Here is a 14273-nt window from a genome sequence, read left to right on the forward strand (position 1 = left end):
AGCAAACGCCCCATTAGGACGCCTGCGGCGTCCATGCTCTTGACCCCGGACTTAACTCCGGGGTTTCCCGCACATCTGGTGAATCGGTGGTTAGACCGCCCGTACGGTCTCCATCAGCTTCAGGTGAGTCGTGAAGCTGCGCAGGCCGAGCGGCTGGAACTTCCGGAGGAAGCGGGTAACTTCCTCGTTCACGTCGGTCTGATCGCGGATGCCGTTCCACACCATGAAGTCGAACTCGTCCATCGTCTTGTCGAACTTGATGAGCACCTGCAGCGCACGCACTGCGAAGCGCGAGTACGCCTGGACCTCGAGCTCGATGGCGGGCCGTACGATCTCGGGGCGAAAGACGTAATCGCCGCGGTCGGTCATATCCTTCTCGCGTTGTTCGCGATAGGCGGTTGCTACGCGGAGCTGCTCGTCGACGTACTCCTCGATTCTCACCATTTCCGCCTCGAGGTACTTCTCGATGGTTGCCAGTTCGGCGCGCGAGAACGTGTTTTGCCCGAAGCGCTGGAGATTCAGCGACATGCGGTTCATGTACGGCCACCACTGCTCGAACAGCGGGCGCAGACGCGTGTGGTTGATCTTCAGGCCGACCACGACCACAGCGGCGCCGGAGAGCTGCCGGGTGAGAATCTGCATGCCGAGCTCGCGCCGGCGTCGCACGATCGCCTGGCGGTCCTCGGGCGACAGCTCGCGAAAGCGCTTGCGCGTGCGTTCGACCTCCGCCTTCTTCGCATCGGCGTCCGCCGTGGTGATGATCCCTTCGGCGCGCAGTGCGTCAGCCGAAGCAGCCATCTGCGTCAGTTCGGCTTCCACATCCTCGGGTGGTGTGGCCGAGGCGGCAGCGTCGTCGGGCGACGAGGTGGCATCGCCCGCGGCCAGAAGATCGTCGGCCAAGGCTTCAGCAGCTGCGTCAAACTCAGCGGTCGTGGTCATTTTGGTATCTCCGAATGATGGCCAGCAGGTGGCCGAATAGGTTGGTAATGAAATGACGCGGGTCAGCGCCCGACATGAAATGAGGAAGCGAGACGCCAGCTCAGCATGCCGACGATGGCGACGCCGGCAGTCCACCAGTACGCCGCAAGCGGCAACGGCAGAAGCAGGGCAGATGCGCCAAAGCCAAAGCACACGAGCAGGCCATGCGCCGCCACGTGGAATGTCACCGGGTTCGCGAAGCCGGCGGACGCCGCACGAATCCTGCGGGACACGGCGCCGTCGTTGAGCAGGGCGATCAACAGCACGATGCCGCCGAATGCCCAATACTGAGCCACCGAAGCGCGATAGACGCCGCGGTAGATCGTGAGCCAGAAGTTGCGCATCCAGTTGCGCCCAAACTTTGCCGCGCCGCCGTCGGAGAGCATCGTGTCGGTGTCGGAACCGGAGAACGACGCCTTGACGGCACCTGGCGCGACAAACCAGCGAACAAAGCGCTCGTTGGCGATCGCAATAGAGCGGTCAGCGCGCGCGTCGCCGAGCACACGCGCCACGGACGACTGCTCCGCTGCGCTGATCTCGAAGTCACTCCTGTCCGGCAGGAATGGGACGGCTACACAGATCATCAGCGGCGCGAAGAACAGCCACAGACGGACGTGAGAGGCAAATCGGCTGGCCATGATTACAGGAGCTTGCTCAGAATGAGGAGGGGCAGCACTGACAGCGCAGCGAGCGCTCCGATCAGGAACTGCGGCCGATGTGTGGCAATGCCGATGAGAGCGAACGCCAGCGCGCGGCCATCACCTACGAGAGCGTCCGGCGGAGAGGCGTCCGCGTGGTCGGTGTGCGTGTGCCACGCATGCATGTCGGCCGCGCGCGACGGATCGAGTTTGAGCACGCGCACAGCAACGCCGATCGCCATGCGTGAGGCAAGCCTCGCGGGATAGCCGCGTACGGTGGCAAGGCGCCGACGTGCGTCAGTGTGTAAAGTTGCCAGCGACATCGTAGCCCTCGAAGTAGCGGGTGAAGCTGTAGCCGTTGAGCACGCGCGCGGCGAGCTGAAAGGATGCGCAGCGCTGAGAGACGTGGCCCGGCACGGGCTCTTCCACTACCTGACAGATATAGCCGGACGGCTGGCGTTGCTCGAACGCGGGAATGGATTCGAGATACGGATACCAGACGTTGTAGCGATCGCCCTTGAAGGCCGCATAGCGCTTTGCGTACAGGTCGTGGGCACGGCCGAAGAGCCCCTGCATGAACGCGACATTGGCATCGCCGTGCTTGCGGGCACGCCGCCAAGCCTGAATCGCATCGTTGAGCATCTCGGCGACGAGCGGCTCGTCGCGAATGCGGAAGTTGATACCGATGTAGTCCACAACGCGCGTGCAGATGTCATCGAGATCCGGCGAGAGCGTGAAGATCGGCGTCAGCTTGGTAGACATCCGGTACTGCTTGACGATCTGCCGGAACAGGGTAGGGGAACGCATTGGCAATTAACCTTGAATGATCGGGATACGACCCTGATAGACCGAGCCACCGGAGATGCGCAGGAAGTACTGCAGGTTGGGCAGCTGCATGATGAGTTCGGGCGGAATCAATGGCGCCTTCTCCAGTTGCATAGAGCGCGACACCGAGCCGCTGAATTCACCGACGTGAGCCTCGGTACCAGTGCTCGTGCTGCTCGAGACCACGATGTTCTGAATCGCCGTGGTACCTGCCTTCTCTGCGAACCACTGCGCAGTGTCGATGTCTTCCAAGCGTAAAACGATCTGGTTGTTCAGATTGCCCAGAACACGTATGGTTTTGGTGAGCTTTCCGGGTTCGTGAGCCTGGAATCTTCAGCTACGATTTACGGAACACCGCGTTCACACGCATCGATCAGCGAAGTTGGCTACCTGCCGCTCGCTCAGTCCCTTGTTTCCCTAGCACCAGCGCTCTTGCGCCATGCCACGGCATGACGCAAGCGCGTTCACGCGCGCTGTCCACGGGATTCCTTGCTCATCAGCATCGAACCATTGCCTGACATCCGTCAGGACCATCCCCCCTGCTTTTGTTTCGGAGAGAAACCGTGGAATCCCTTGCTAATCTCTTTAAGCGCCCCCTGCAACTGCTCGTCATTTGCATGGTGGTGTATCTCGCATCGAAGTCCTTCCCCGTCGGCGTATTTGTGACGGTGGTCGGGATTTCGTATCTGTACAACAAGGCAGTCAACAGCAGCCGTAGCATCCCTGCCGCGCCGAAGGTATCGATGCCGGACTATCCGACCAAGTCGAAGCCCGAAGCGCCTCAACCGGAGGAACAGCCCGAGCGCAAGTACGAACGCTCGGCAGTTGTGACGCCGATTCGCCGAACGGGAACGGACAACCGTTCCTGATCCATTGCCGCCCACCTCCGGGCGGCCTTCTTCCACCTGTCGCGGGTATCCGATACCCGCCGGCAGGTGGGTCTTCGGACGCCCGTCCGGAGACCATCATGGAAACAACCAACGCAGGATGGCAGCTAGACTTCTTCGGAGAAGCGACTGCCATCGTTGCTCGTCGCCCGGCGGCTCGCTCCCGGCGAGACCCCATGGATGACGCGTTGCGTGAGCGACTCACAGACGCGCTCATCGAGCTGGCCTGTGGTAGCCGGCACGGCGTCAACATGCCCGAATCTCTCCTCGACTGCGCAAAGCTGTTGCGATTGCGCATCCGTAACGAGGAGGTTGATCGCAAAGAACTCTTCATGACGATCGGCTGGATCTTCGGATTCTGGGATGGCGCGATTCCCTATACCTACGTATGCGAGATCAGTGGCGTGAGCCCCGAGGTCCTGCAAGACGTGGTTCTTGGTAATGCCGGCCTGACAGTTGTCCTCAATCAGGTCAAGCATCAGTGCTACGGCGCACTTCTCTGAAAATCTCATGTCACTTCTCAACCTGCTTAAACAGGCCGCCGCGGCATTCGCCGGCGAGCGTGCCGACCCTCCCAGCAATCCTGACGCCTGCGCGGACGCGCTCCCCGTGGGTACGGGCGCTGACAACGAATTCCACATGCAGATCGACGGCATCCCGAATCTGTTCCGGGACGAAGGCGATCGCGTGGTGCACTTTGTCGCCGAGTTCGATCGGCGGATCCAACACACCACCTTCGGCAACAAGCTGCTGCCCGAGGTCGTGCCGCGTTGGAGCAAGGTGCGCACCTACGATCAGCCTGGCGTCACGCCTCAGCAAGTGGCCGAAGATGTGGTGCGCGAAGCCAGAAAGCAATCGACTGAAGCTCCCCGCAAGGTCACCAAGTCGGAGCCGAAGGCACGTGCAGCTGCGCAGACCGAGCACACCGTCGCGGAACCTCAAGCGAAACCGCGCGCTGCTGAAGCTTCTTCGTCCAACTACACCGTCGGAAAGCTGCTGGAGTGGGGCGAGATGGAGTTCCCCAATCGCAAGCCCGGTGGCAAGCCGACCTATACCTCGTTCGCCGTGAAGCTGGAAACCAGCGCGGGCGAGAAGGTACTGCAGGGTGAGGGCCTCAAGGACGTTCTGGCCAGTGCCCGTTGCGAGCTCGGCGAGCGCGTTGGCATTCGCCGCCTCCACAAAGAAAAGGTGCCTGCCTTCGATCAGAAGACCGGGCACCCCATTATCGATCGTGAGACCAACCAGCAGAAGTTCTGGGATCGCTGGGTCTGGTCAATCAATCGCATTCACTGAAGGAAATCTACAAATGGCATCCGTCAACAAAGTGATCCTCGTCGGCAACCTCGGGGCTGACCCGGAAGTTCGTTATCTGCCCAGCGGAGACGCTGTGGCCAACATCCGGCTGGCAACGACCGACCGTTACAAGGACAAGCAAAGCAACGAGTTCAAGGAAGCCACCGAGTGGCACCGCATCGCTTTCTTCGGCAAGCTCGCCGAGATCGTGGGCCAGTATCTGAAGAAGGGCTCATCGGTCTATATCGAAGGCCGTATCCGCACGCGCAAGTGGACGGATCAGTCGGGCCAAGACAAGTACAGCACCGAGATCGTCGCGGACCAGATGCAAATGCTGGGCGGCCGTGGTCAAGGTGGTGGCGGTGGCGATGACGGCGGCTACGGTGGTGGTGGCGGTGGCAACAGCCGCGAAGCAACAGGTGGCGGCCGCGGTCAAGGCGGCGGCGCTGGAGATGGCCAGCAAGGTGGCGGCCAAGCTCGCGGTCAAGGTGGGGGCCAACGCCGCCCACAAGCGCCGTCGAACGGCTTTGAAGATATGGACGACGACATCCCGTTCTGAGCGGGTTGTCACGTCGTAGTTTCAGCGTTCTGATTTTTGTACTGCTGCCGGGTTCTCCGGCAGCAGTCCTCTTCTCCTGTTCTGGCTGCATCCGCAGCGCCATCCCCTTCCAGTCCATCGCCAGCGCCATGCTGAAAAGACCTTCTGGCTCATCGCCGGGATGTCTTTTGAGCAAGCGTTCCTTCGCCTGTCTCAGGCATCGACCCACCACTCCCAACAGGAGTCATTCCATGAAACTGAAAGACCTGAGTGAGATTGTTAAGAGCTGGGCGCCTGACCAGTGGGATGCCTTCGTCGCGCAGTACCTGCCGACCGGCGTTCTGACGGATGCATTCTGGCGGGGGCGACCGTGCCCCTGTCCGATGTGTGGCGGCAGTGATCGATTTACCTATACCCGTAACCGCGGTCGCGGTGACTGGGTATGCCGCAAGTGCAATGACGGCAGTCCGGCCGGAGGCGATGGCCTCGAGCTGGTTCGCCGCTACACGGAGATGTCGTACTCCGAATTGAAGCGGGTCCTGAATGGCGGGCCGATCGATCTTCCTGCTATCACGGCGCCTCGACCGGTGGCCAGTCGGAAGGCGATCGACTCGGCGAGCAGGTTGCGCCGGATCGAGAGCCAGTGGGCAAGCGCATCGTGCTTGTCCGCCGGTGACCATGCTATGCGCTATCTCGCCGCGAGAGTTCCCGGGCTGAGAGCGCCAATGCCGCAGGCCTTGAGGCTGGCGGTTCAGGATTACTGGTACGAGAAGCAGGTAGTAGGTCGCTATCCAACGATCGTTGCGCAGTTCACGCTGCCCGACGGCCGCATGGCGACCGTGCACCGAACATCGCTCGATCCTCGCAAGCCGGAGAAGGCCACCATCATCACGCAGGACGGTGAGGTGCTTCCGGCCAAGCGCAACGATGTCACGGCGCTACCGCTTGCGGGCGGTGCCGTGAGGTTGATGGCGCCACGACGTGGCCACCTGGCCATTGCCGAAGGTCTGGAGACGGCGTATGCCGCCTACATGCAATTTGGCATTCCTACTTGGTACTGCCTGAATCGCGTGCTGCTCAGCCAGTTTGTCGTGCCCGAGGGCCTGGGAATTACGACGGTGCATGTCATTGCCGATTTTGACGCTGTTGACCCGAGTACCCAAAAGTCCCCCGGGATGGCTGATGCATTGACACTGCAGAAGCGGCTCCGCAAGGAAGGCTTCAACGTGGTGATGCACCGGCCCAAGGTGCGTGGCACTGACTTCTGCGATGAATGGCGAACCGTTTATCAGTTACGCCAGATGTCGCAACAGGCAATCGCTGCCTGATCTGCTGCCGCCCCCCGAGGCGGCTTTTTTCTAACCTCTGCCCTGTGGGTTCGTCCCACACGGGCGAATCCCATCTTCGGCAGGCTGTCTCTCAGGAGTATTGCAATGCCGCAAAAACAAAAAGGCTTCACGGCAATCGTGAACAAGCTGCACATTCACGCGATGCGTCGAACCGCGACGTCCGATGTTCATGTACCCAAGTCGGAAGCGCAGTTCTTCCACGTTTACCGCCGCGAGCAATCGCGCGATCTCACGCTGGTCAAAGGCAATCTGTCCTTTGACTCGGCCGCCGACTTCTGCCTCGCACACGGCACGCTTCACTGAAGCTTGCCCATCCCTGACGAACAAAGCCCCAGCAATTGCTGGGGCTTTTTCTATTTCTGCGCACCGCAAAGGTGTCAGTTGCGGCTGCGAACCACCTTGTAGACCTCGATGACAGCCTGCAGGACGCAGAAGCCGATCGCGACGTAGAAGACGAAGCGGTTCACGTCGGCAGTGGTGGACAGGTAATCGAACATCGTTGCTCCTCGGTTTGTGTGGTGATAGTACAAGCTTGCCAGAGAATTTTGTGTGTCAAGTGTTCAAACGAACTGCGCCGTGGCGGCGTTCAGTGCATCGAGATCCAGAAAATCGAATCCTGCCGGCTGTGCAGCGTTGTCTGGAGTTCGCTGGCTTAGTGCCTCATCTTCTGCCGGGCGGGGTGCCGGCGCAGGATGAGCCACGGGCACCGCCGCAGGGGCAGCAGGCTTCTGCTCAGCCGGGGGCGATGGCGTGGCCTGCTGTTGCTCCACAACGTCGGGCCGATTCCCAGTCGGCAATGCGGCTGCCGGAGACGGCAGAAGCATCGCGTGGGCGCCCACGCCGTCGCCCAGTATCGACAGCCCAACCGTTGCGAGCCGCTTCAGGATGAATGCCCGATCCCGGGCGCTGGAGATTCCGCTCAGATAGCGAAGCAGCTCCGGCGTGGAGTCGGACGTCAGCGTGAGCTTCATCTCCAGCTTGTCCATATGCGCCTCCTCGTTCAGGCGGCAGCCTTGGTCGCCTGACGTGCGGCGCCAATGGTGTAGAACCCTCGCACGTTGGCGAAGCACGGCGAATCCATCATGTGGATGTCGTTCAGCGGGAAGGCCGCGCGAATCGTGGGCGCGTACAGCGCCGCGCCGCCGCCGGTCAGGATGATGGCCCGGATGTCGTCGGTGCGCCCCACTCGCGATTGCAGCTCCTTGATTGCGGGATTGGTGACCGCCATTGCCTCGGTGAGATAGCGGCTCAGCTCGAGGTCCTGCTTATAGAACAGCAGCCTGCCCGTCGTGCGCAGCGCGTGGTCGACGCGCTCGATAGCGTCAAACGGCTGACCTTGCTCGGCCGCGATCAGGTTCGCGATCTGTTGGTAGACACGCGCCGCGCCCCCCGGTACGCCACCGCTGCGCGTATCGTCCATCGTGTAGCCGCGGGCCACGATCCAGTCGGTGGTGAAGTACCCCACGTCGATGACCAGATACGAGTTGTCAGGGTCGTATTGCTTGCCGCTCTGCTGCATATAGGTGACGAGCGTGCCGAGCGGCTGCGGCAGCGGCATCACAGACTTCACATTGACCTCGCCCCAGCCAAAATCGTGCTGGCCGACGAATCGGTCGCGCAGGAAGCCCGCGTACTTCTGCGTGTTATGCACCGGCAGGCCAAGCACAAGTCGGTCGATCTCGGCGGCACCCGAATAGAAGAGTGCGCCAGCAAGCAGCGCGGCATAGTTCGGCGTTGTGACGTAGTCCTCCGCCAGCGCACGGCCGGTGTTGTAGGCGCCGCTGAGCGACACACCGGGTCCAACCTCATATCGCGCCCCGTCCACCATGACATTCACCACCTTCCGCGCCTGGAAGATCGTGCCGCTCTCGGGCGTGAGGCTCGAGGTCGCCGCTTGGGGGGCGAGCGAAGGGAACATGCTCGTCTTGATCTCGGACCCGAGCGCAAATGCGGTCTTGGTGTTGCCGTAGCCCACATCGACCGCAAGGGTGGCGGTCTTCGCGATCTTCGATTCGCTGTTCTGTTGCTGCATGGATTCGCTCCGAAAGGTTTGTTGCGAGGTTGATGACGAACAGGGAAGGCTTGATTCAATCTGACAGATACGGTGACTTTCGTCCGGCATCTGACACTTGGTGTCAGATGCTTCGGTGACTTTCGGTGAGCAACTGACAGATGCTCACCGAAAGTTCCACTTAGTGCCTCCCTATGTCACCAACTCTACAGAGCGAAATTCAATGTCAAGTCGTCGAAACCTCCTGAAATCGCGCGTGTTTCGGTTGTTCGATGCCGCGGTGTTCGGCTATCCTGTGGGCTCTTACCGCGTCCCCGACGCATCGACCTCGCCGCCATTCGCGCGGCAAATCTGGCCTTCGGTTCTTCGAGAGAAGAGTCATGCGAGGCCCACTGTGCACGCCGGAAATTGATCCGGCATTTTTTTCAATCTAATCAAGCAAAAAGTGGCCGACACTGAGGAAGGCTGCACACCGCGATAACACTCGATCTCGGCGCCCAAGCGTGCGCTGTAACACATTGAGACCGATTGGGGGGCGCACAGTCGCACACCCATCATCCACGGAAGACACGTCCTCACAGCGAAAGCGCTGGGTACGGTTCAGGCGGCCCGACACACTGCGGCCAAGGTGAACTGACTTAGGGACGGGGGATTAGAAGCGATTGGGCCAACGGCTATCGCGAATCCCTTCACATGACGACCTGGTAGGCGCAGCCGGAAACAGAAATGCGCAAAAACGATTTGCCCGGAGGGCTAACGGAAACGTTGGTCTCACGCATGCGTCATGCACGCAGCAACCGAGGTATTCGCGGAGCGGAGTGGGCGCGAGCCTGATCTGTCTTTCGCGAGCAGCCGGACCGCAGTTCTTCCCTGCGTCTGGTTGATCGATGTTATCGCTAAAGGTTTGGAAGGCAGTGCCCTGTGCCGATGGGGTCAAGCAATCGGCAGCAGTTGGATGAACGGGGCTTCCAACGGCATACGACGATGCGCGACGAGCGCGCCATGGCTGGTATCGGCGCAGCTCAATACCACGTAACAGGACAGATAGGATGGGCATCAGAATCGACTATCGCGGGAAGATCCGTAGCTATGGATTTCCGAAGCGACTTGAAAGTGAGCTGATCGCATTGTTCGAGGACAACGTTGATCGGATCCACAGCCAGACACGCCGTAGCCGGAATGCACTCAGCGTAAAGACTCAGGAGTATCGACTCGTGGGCGTATGCGCTGCGATTCGCGAGCTCCGAGGCGAAGGTGGATATGCCATTGAGTCGCCGTGGTCGATTCGACACAAGCATGTGACGTGGCTCGTGACCTACTGGGTTAAGAAGGGGCAAACGGGCGGGACGATCGAAAACAAGCTGACTTACCTACGGGCGACCGCGCATTGGATGGGAAAGCCGAACCTCGTGCTAACGCTGGAGCGCTACGTGGACCGCAAGGCAGCTGGCTTGAAGCGCCACTACACGGCGCAAGAGGATCTGAGCTGGTCGGGGAAGGGAATTGATATTGATGTGGAGATTCGGCGAATCGAAGCGGAGGACGCGATCGCGGGGCTGCAGCTCCGGCTCATGTGGAAATTCGGCCTTCGCGTAGAGGAAGCATTCAAGTTCCGACCCACGCAGGATCTGCGAGACGGAGCCATCTTCGTGAGCGAAGGATCGAAAGGCGGGCGAAGCCGACCGGTTCCAATCACTCGGCCCAAAGAGCAATACGATTTACTGGTGGCCGCAGCGGGATTCAAGAATAGTAGGACAGGATCGACCATTCCTGATGCGCATAGCTACGATTCATGGTCGAACCACTTCTACGAGCTGGTGGCGAAGCACGGGGTGACGAAGGAAGGTCGCCTGGGGCGAACCCCTCACGGACTCCGTCATGAGTATATGCAAGGGCTCTATACGGACGTCACTGGCGAGCTGGCGCCCATCAAGGACGGGTCACGCCGAGTTGATCGCGAAGTGCACCGTGAAGGGCAGCGTCGGGTGGCCGAGGCCGCGGGGCACAGTCGGGTAAGCAAAGCGAACGCCTATTTGTCTACCTACGCAACGCAGGAGGTGAAGCGTCGCTTGGTGATCAGCCCAACACAGGCGGCGCAGGCGGTCACAGAGCATGGTGGGAACAAAAGCAAAGCTGCCATCGCTCTCGGAATCAGCCGGCGTGCACTTTACCGGCTGTTGGAGCGTTATGAATCGGGAGACCAATCCTGACTAGATGATTGGGTCCAAAAGTCCGAGCATGCTCGACCTATTTCCGCGATAACACGACATAAACATAGCGTGTTTCTCGGCTTTAGCGGCCTTGAATCCAAGAAAGCTTGCAATGTACATAGACAAGTTGTACTCGGACGGCGATCTCTGCCGAATGTTGGAGAAGGGCTTGACGCCTGATGCCACCGCGGACTGGCCGTGGCAAATGGTGTCTCGCCCGGGGTCCAGTCTCGTCAGAAGGCGTGGGTTGCGAAGCGCGTGGGGAACGATCCTTCTCTATACCTACGATGTTGCAGACAGGCGCGAGATCGGCATCGAGGGCCGGCTTGCGGACAATCCCTACCTGGCGCTGGGGGAGATGTGGGGGCGCGACCCAGCGATAGGCACTTACCTGAGCGATCTTGTGGCGATGCACTTCGCGCGGCTGGCGGACCCGATGCTCACGCGCGGCGGCTGGCAGCAGGAAAGCAGCAAGCTCCACGAGGCAGGCTGCATCTTCCGCATCTCTGCCGAACTGAAGCTGCCAAGTCCGGATCAGGGCAGGCGCCTCGGCAAGTCTCTCGCGGCTGCGCTCGTCCGAGCCGACGTAGAGAATCTCGGCGAATGTTGCCAAGGCCGTGCATATCTGCTTGGTCTGAAAGACTTCCTCGAAGTACCGTTGCGCCAGCGCCTGAAGGAAGATCGGCTAGGCTGAGAAACCTCGGGGAAATGGCATAGGTTTTGGCGGCGGCCGCGCGCAGTCCGCATGGTTCAATGGACTTTCAGCAAACTAATGAAAAAGTACGTGAACAAAGCAGAGACGTTGAATTGGTTTCGCCGCCTAGTTACAGGTGACCCGCCCTTGGTTCATCGCGTTGTGGTGTCCTCAGAGGGAGGAATTCAGAAGCGCATTGATGAAAATCGCGAGCTTCTCGAACTGCTGTGCGATCAGGTGCCGGAGCTCCTGGAACGACAGCCATGGGTAGTCGGGTGGCTTCGGTCTCAGGACAGGTTTCTCTGTGAAATTGCTTCAGCCGTTCCAAATCCTCATGGTGGTGTCATGAACGCGGGAGAGGTTAGGCCTTGGCCAGAGGTGTCCGCTGCGTCCGTCACGTTTCGCGATGCAGTGAAGCCGTACTGAGGGGACTGGAAATTCCGCTTGTCCGAGCCGACTTAGAGAATGCTGCCAAGGCCGTGTATATCTGCTCGGCCTGAAGACTCCTCGAAGTCCCATTGCGCCAGCGGCTATAGGAAAACAGGCCAGACTGAGAAACGTCGAAGAAATGGCACCGCTTTTGGCGGTTGCCGCGCGGGCCCCGCATGGTTGAATGGTCGTTCACCAACCTTGCGGAGAATTCAAGTGAACAAAGCAGAATTGATCGACGTGATCGCGGCGGGCGTCGATGGCGTGTCGAAGGCCAAGGCCGAGCAGGTTCTCAACGTTACGCTGAATGCGATCATCGACGCGGTTGCCAGCGGCGCGACGCTGTCGCTGGTCGGCTTCGGCTCTTTCAATCCTGGGGAGCGTGTTGCCCGTATGGCGCGCAATCCCCGCACGGGCGAGGAAATCAAGATTGCGGCGGCGAGGACGGTGAAGTTCAAGGCTGGGCAGAAGTTTAAGGAAGCCGTGAACGGAGGCAGTCGTGGCTAATGCCGCTGCTGCCAGCGTGCCAGCCTATTTGCCCGTCTCGGACGTTCTCGCCGGCGATCAGGACATCGCTGAGCGTATCGACAGCGTGACTTTCGAGTACGCGGGCGTGCGATGCCATGTCTTCGGCGTGCTCCACGGGCTCACGGGTGGCACGAATCGCCAGTACAAGGCGCTGGTCGAGAGAGCGATTCAGAGCGCCCCCGGCGAGCTGGTATTCGGTGAGACGAAGTTCGCCAAGCTCTACCGCGGCGTTCAGGTCGAGATGGACGACTGGACCGAGATACCACTGCGCGACGCGTTTCGCATGCAGTTCAAAGCGGCGTTGACGCCGGCGAGATTGTTTCGCCTTGCGTATAGCAGCTGGCGCGAGCGACGAACTGACCGAGATCGATTTGGGCGCGGTGGCCCACGACGCCTGCAGGACATTGGCGGGTCTGCTGCCTTCCACCAGATCGCGCCCGGCGAGCGCCGCCGGCTTGCGGGCTTCCCCGGCCCCTACGAATACCTGGTCGAGAATTGCTGGCGGCGCGCCGGCCTCGGTTCGATGCGTGGTCCTGTGTTTCCCGATCCGGATTGGGCATGGCTGGCGATGATCGAGCCCGAGCTCAATATCCCGTTGCGAAGTGTCTTCATGCTCGAGTTCGCGACCGAGCGCGCGCGGCGTCTGGGCGCGAAGGAAATATCGCTCTTCGTTGGGGAGATCCACAACTCCGACATGGAGTGGCTCGCGAGCTGCGATATCGACGCGATGCCGAGCAATCCCGTCCGCAGCATGGTGCCGGCGGTCAGGGAGCGTGCGCGAGCGCTGGCATATGCACCACGGCCTTCCCGGCTGCGGTTCGTTGCTGCGTCGCTTCTCGGCGCCGGCATCCCGCTCTCGTTCTATTACGGGCTGCTGGCCTTCTGGCTGTTGTGATAATAGGCCGGGCTTGGAACACAAAAGAGGCGTCCTTGGACGCCTCTTTTGCATTGTTTGGTAGGAACATGTTCCTCGCGCGATCGCGATCCCTATCTCAGGAAAGCCGCCACGCGGATGGCGAGTCCGCCGGCGCGCTGTGCAAGAGCATCTAGCGATTCCTTGTTTCCCACATCCGTGTTGCCACCGGAGACAAGCGCCGCGAATGGAACGCGCCGGGCTACCTTCTCTCCCGGATGGGGCGTCGGCGGTGGAAGGTCGATGGCAGCGGCACGCTGGCTTCGGGGAAGCGCAGGAAACGGATCCACACCGCTGAACTGCGCGAGCGCTTCGATGCTGGTGACGCTGTACGCCGGCGTCGCGTCGTTGCGAACAACATACGCGGCCGCGCCGAGACCTGGCACATAGATGGCCTTCCACAGGAACGCCGGAATGCGGACGCGATCGTTGAGCATCCGGCTGTCTCGCGTAAAGGCCGGACCTGTCACGACGTGGATCACTCCATACTGGCGCGCGAGTCGCCGCGTGGACGTTTCGATGTGGCTCCACGTGCGGCGATTCGAATCCTTGTCCTGCGGTACGACGTTGGCGAGACTGAAGCTCTCGGCCTGCGAGGCCTTGTCGGCGAAGTCTCCGCTTGGGGCGAGGTGGCCGCGGTCCATTCCAGATCGGGCGTAATCCTTTAGCTTCGCGCGATCGGCGGGCGGCACGCGATCCTCTTCGTAGAAGTCGCTATCGCGCGGCAGCGATCGTGCTGCGTCTGCGGCCGCACCCGTCAGGCGCTCGGCCGACCACAGGGCGGTCCGGGTCTCGCCCGAGTAGAGCACTGCGAAAGCACGGTAGCAGAGCAGCTGCGATGCAGGCGCCGAACGATGAACGACCGGTTGGCCAGCCTCCAGTACATGGGCACAGGGAGCGGATTCCTTGCCGCTGGCGGTTGCCGCGGTCAGGGCGAGGGCGAGGATGAGAAGCGAGCGGCGGAGCATTTGGGAGATGGG

At 60.9% G+C, this 14273-nt stretch carries 17 protein-coding genes and 2 pseudogenes; 11 read left to right on the plus strand and 8 right to left on the minus strand.

Translation table 11 applies throughout. The annotated features are described in order from the left end of the window. Positions 1-90 precede the first annotated feature (90 nt). The 5 genes and pseudogenes from LDO41_RS31170 to LDO41_RS31190 form a co-directional block, all read right to left on the minus strand. Positions 91-939, minus strand: coding sequence for an ATPase (locus LDO41_RS31170; RefSeq protein WP_223995290.1), 849 nt, complete (start codon positions 937-939; stop codon positions 91-93). Positions 940-1001: 62 nt separating this feature from the next. Next, on the minus strand, positions 1002-1619 hold the full coding sequence (locus LDO41_RS31175; RefSeq protein WP_223995388.1) for a DUF4400 domain-containing protein: 618 nt from the start codon (positions 1617-1619) through the stop codon (positions 1002-1004). Further along, complete coding sequence (locus LDO41_RS31180; RefSeq protein WP_223995291.1) at positions 1619-1858, minus strand: hypothetical protein; 240 nt, start codon at positions 1856-1858, stop codon at positions 1619-1621. The genes LDO41_RS31175 and LDO41_RS31180 overlap by 1 nt, the downstream gene beginning before the upstream one ends. Before the next feature lie 55 nt (positions 1859-1913). Then, positions 1914-2423 (minus strand): hypothetical protein, encoded by a 510-nt coding sequence (locus LDO41_RS31185; protein ID WP_223995293.1) that lies wholly within the window; start codon positions 2421-2423, stop codon positions 1914-1916. Between the two features lie 6 nt (positions 2424-2429). Next, positions 2430-2735 (minus strand): annotated as a pseudogene (locus LDO41_RS31190) (TraM recognition domain-containing protein); the annotation flags it as partial. Between the two features lie 269 nt (positions 2736-3004). Here LDO41_RS31190 and LDO41_RS31195 point away from each other — a divergent pair. The 7 genes and pseudogenes from LDO41_RS31195 to LDO41_RS31220 all read left to right on the plus strand — a co-directional run bounded on the left by LDO41_RS31195 (position 3005) and on the right by LDO41_RS31220 (position 6811). Further along, positions 3005-3310 carry a hypothetical protein gene (locus LDO41_RS31195; protein WP_223995295.1) on the plus strand — a complete coding sequence of 102 codons (306 nt, stop codon included), beginning with the start codon at positions 3005-3007 and terminating at the stop codon, positions 3308-3310. 98 nt (positions 3311-3408) lie between these two features. Next, positions 3409-3831 carry a hypothetical protein gene (locus tag LDO41_RS31200; RefSeq protein ID WP_223995297.1) on the plus strand — a complete coding sequence of 141 codons (423 nt, stop codon included), beginning with the start codon at positions 3409-3411 and terminating at the stop codon, positions 3829-3831. A 7-nt stretch (positions 3832-3838) separates the two neighbouring features. After that, entirely contained in the window at positions 3839-4621 is a 783-nt protein-coding gene (locus tag LDO41_RS31205) for a hypothetical protein (RefSeq protein WP_223995299.1), read from the plus strand. Between the two features lie 13 nt (positions 4622-4634). After that, positions 4635-5180, plus strand: a complete 546-nt coding sequence (locus tag LDO41_RS31210) for a single-stranded DNA-binding protein (protein ID WP_223995301.1) — start codon at positions 4635-4637, stop codon at positions 5178-5180. A 236-nt stretch (positions 5181-5416) separates the two neighbouring features. Continuing rightward, positions 5417-6487, plus strand: coding sequence for a DUF7146 domain-containing protein (locus LDO41_RS31215; protein ID WP_377745252.1), 1071 nt, complete (start codon positions 5417-5419; stop codon positions 6485-6487). After that, positions 6433-6666: pseudogene (locus tag LDO41_RS34420) on the plus strand (hypothetical protein); the annotation flags it as partial. The gene LDO41_RS31215 and the pseudogene LDO41_RS34420, both read left to right, overlap by 55 nt. After that, a complete protein-coding gene (locus LDO41_RS31220) occupies positions 6593-6811 on the plus strand; it encodes a hypothetical protein (RefSeq protein ID WP_223995305.1) in 219 nt (72 codons plus the stop codon). The pseudogene LDO41_RS34420 and the gene LDO41_RS31220, both read left to right, overlap by 74 nt. A gap of 257 nt (positions 6812-7068) precedes the next feature. Here the strand turns inward: LDO41_RS31220 and LDO41_RS31225 are convergent, their stop codons facing one another. Together LDO41_RS31225 and LDO41_RS31230 are read right to left on the minus strand one after the other, a co-directional pair. Beyond that, on the minus strand, positions 7069-7494 hold the full coding sequence (locus LDO41_RS31225) for a hypothetical protein (protein WP_223995307.1): 426 nt from the start codon (positions 7492-7494) through the stop codon (positions 7069-7071). Positions 7495-7508: 14 nt separating this feature from the next. After that, positions 7509-8540 carry a PRTRC system protein D gene (locus LDO41_RS31230; protein WP_223995308.1) on the minus strand — a complete coding sequence of 344 codons (1032 nt, stop codon included), beginning with the start codon at positions 8538-8540 and terminating at the stop codon, positions 7509-7511. 1028 nt (positions 8541-9568) lie between these two features. Between LDO41_RS31230 and LDO41_RS31235 the strand changes: the two genes are divergently transcribed. From LDO41_RS31235 to LDO41_RS31250, 4 genes are all read left to right on the plus strand, one after another. Continuing rightward, positions 9569-10729, plus strand: a complete 1161-nt coding sequence (locus tag LDO41_RS31235; RefSeq protein ID WP_223995310.1) for a helix-turn-helix domain-containing protein — start codon at positions 9569-9571, stop codon at positions 10727-10729. A gap of 169 nt (positions 10730-10898) precedes the next feature. Next, complete coding sequence (locus LDO41_RS31240) at positions 10899-11423, plus strand: hypothetical protein (protein WP_223995312.1); 525 nt, start codon at positions 10899-10901, stop codon at positions 11421-11423. A gap of 645 nt (positions 11424-12068) precedes the next feature. Next, entirely contained in the window at positions 12069-12359 is a 291-nt protein-coding gene (locus LDO41_RS31245) for an HU family DNA-binding protein (protein ID WP_223995314.1), read from the plus strand. After that, positions 12352-13275 (plus strand): hypothetical protein, encoded by a 924-nt coding sequence (locus tag LDO41_RS31250; protein ID WP_223995316.1) that lies wholly within the window; start codon positions 12352-12354, stop codon positions 13273-13275. The genes LDO41_RS31245 and LDO41_RS31250 overlap by 8 nt, the downstream gene beginning before the upstream one ends. Before the next feature lie 92 nt (positions 13276-13367). Here LDO41_RS31250 and LDO41_RS31255 read toward each other — a convergent pair whose 3' ends face one another. Then, positions 13368-14261 carry a DNA/RNA non-specific endonuclease gene (locus LDO41_RS31255; RefSeq protein WP_223995318.1) on the minus strand — a complete coding sequence of 298 codons (894 nt, stop codon included), beginning with the start codon at positions 14259-14261 and terminating at the stop codon, positions 13368-13370. Positions 14262-14273: the final 12 nt, after the last annotated feature.

Source organism: Cupriavidus pampae (assembly GCF_914271485.1).
GTDB lineage: Bacteria > Pseudomonadota > Gammaproteobacteria > Burkholderiales > Burkholderiaceae > Cupriavidus > Cupriavidus pampae.

Excerpts from the sequence above, each read along its gene's own strand:
- LDO41_RS31225 (WP_223995307.1), bottom strand. The coding sequence starts at position 7,494 with ATGGACAAGCTGGAGATGAAGCTCACGCTGACGTCCGACTCCACGCCG.
- LDO41_RS31200 (WP_223995297.1), top strand. The coding sequence starts at position 3,409 with ATGGAAACAACCAACGCAGGATGGCAGCTAGACTTCTTCGGAGAAGCG.
- LDO41_RS31205 (WP_223995299.1), top strand. The coding sequence starts at position 3,839 with ATGTCACTTCTCAACCTGCTTAAACAGGCCGCCGCGGCATTCGCCGGC.
- LDO41_RS31180 (WP_223995291.1), bottom strand. The coding sequence starts at position 1,858 with ATGGCGATCGGCGTTGCTGTGCGCGTGCTCAAACTCGATCCGTCGCGC.
- LDO41_RS31220 (WP_223995305.1), top strand. The coding sequence starts at position 6,593 with ATGCCGCAAAAACAAAAAGGCTTCACGGCAATCGTGAACAAGCTGCAC.
- LDO41_RS31235 (WP_223995310.1), top strand. The coding sequence starts at position 9,569 with ATGGGCATCAGAATCGACTATCGCGGGAAGATCCGTAGCTATGGATTT.
- LDO41_RS31230 (WP_223995308.1), bottom strand. The coding sequence starts at position 8,540 with ATGCAGCAACAGAACAGCGAATCGAAGATCGCGAAGACCGCCACCCTT.
- LDO41_RS31210 (WP_223995301.1), top strand. The coding sequence starts at position 4,635 with ATGGCATCCGTCAACAAAGTGATCCTCGTCGGCAACCTCGGGGCTGAC.
- LDO41_RS31185 (WP_223995293.1), bottom strand. The coding sequence starts at position 2,423 with ATGCGTTCCCCTACCCTGTTCCGGCAGATCGTCAAGCAGTACCGGATG.
- LDO41_RS31255 (WP_223995318.1), bottom strand. The coding sequence starts at position 14,261 with ATGCTCCGCCGCTCGCTTCTCATCCTCGCCCTCGCCCTGACCGCGGCA.
- LDO41_RS31170 (WP_223995290.1), bottom strand. The coding sequence starts at position 939 with ATGACCACGACCGCTGAGTTTGACGCAGCTGCTGAAGCCTTGGCCGAC.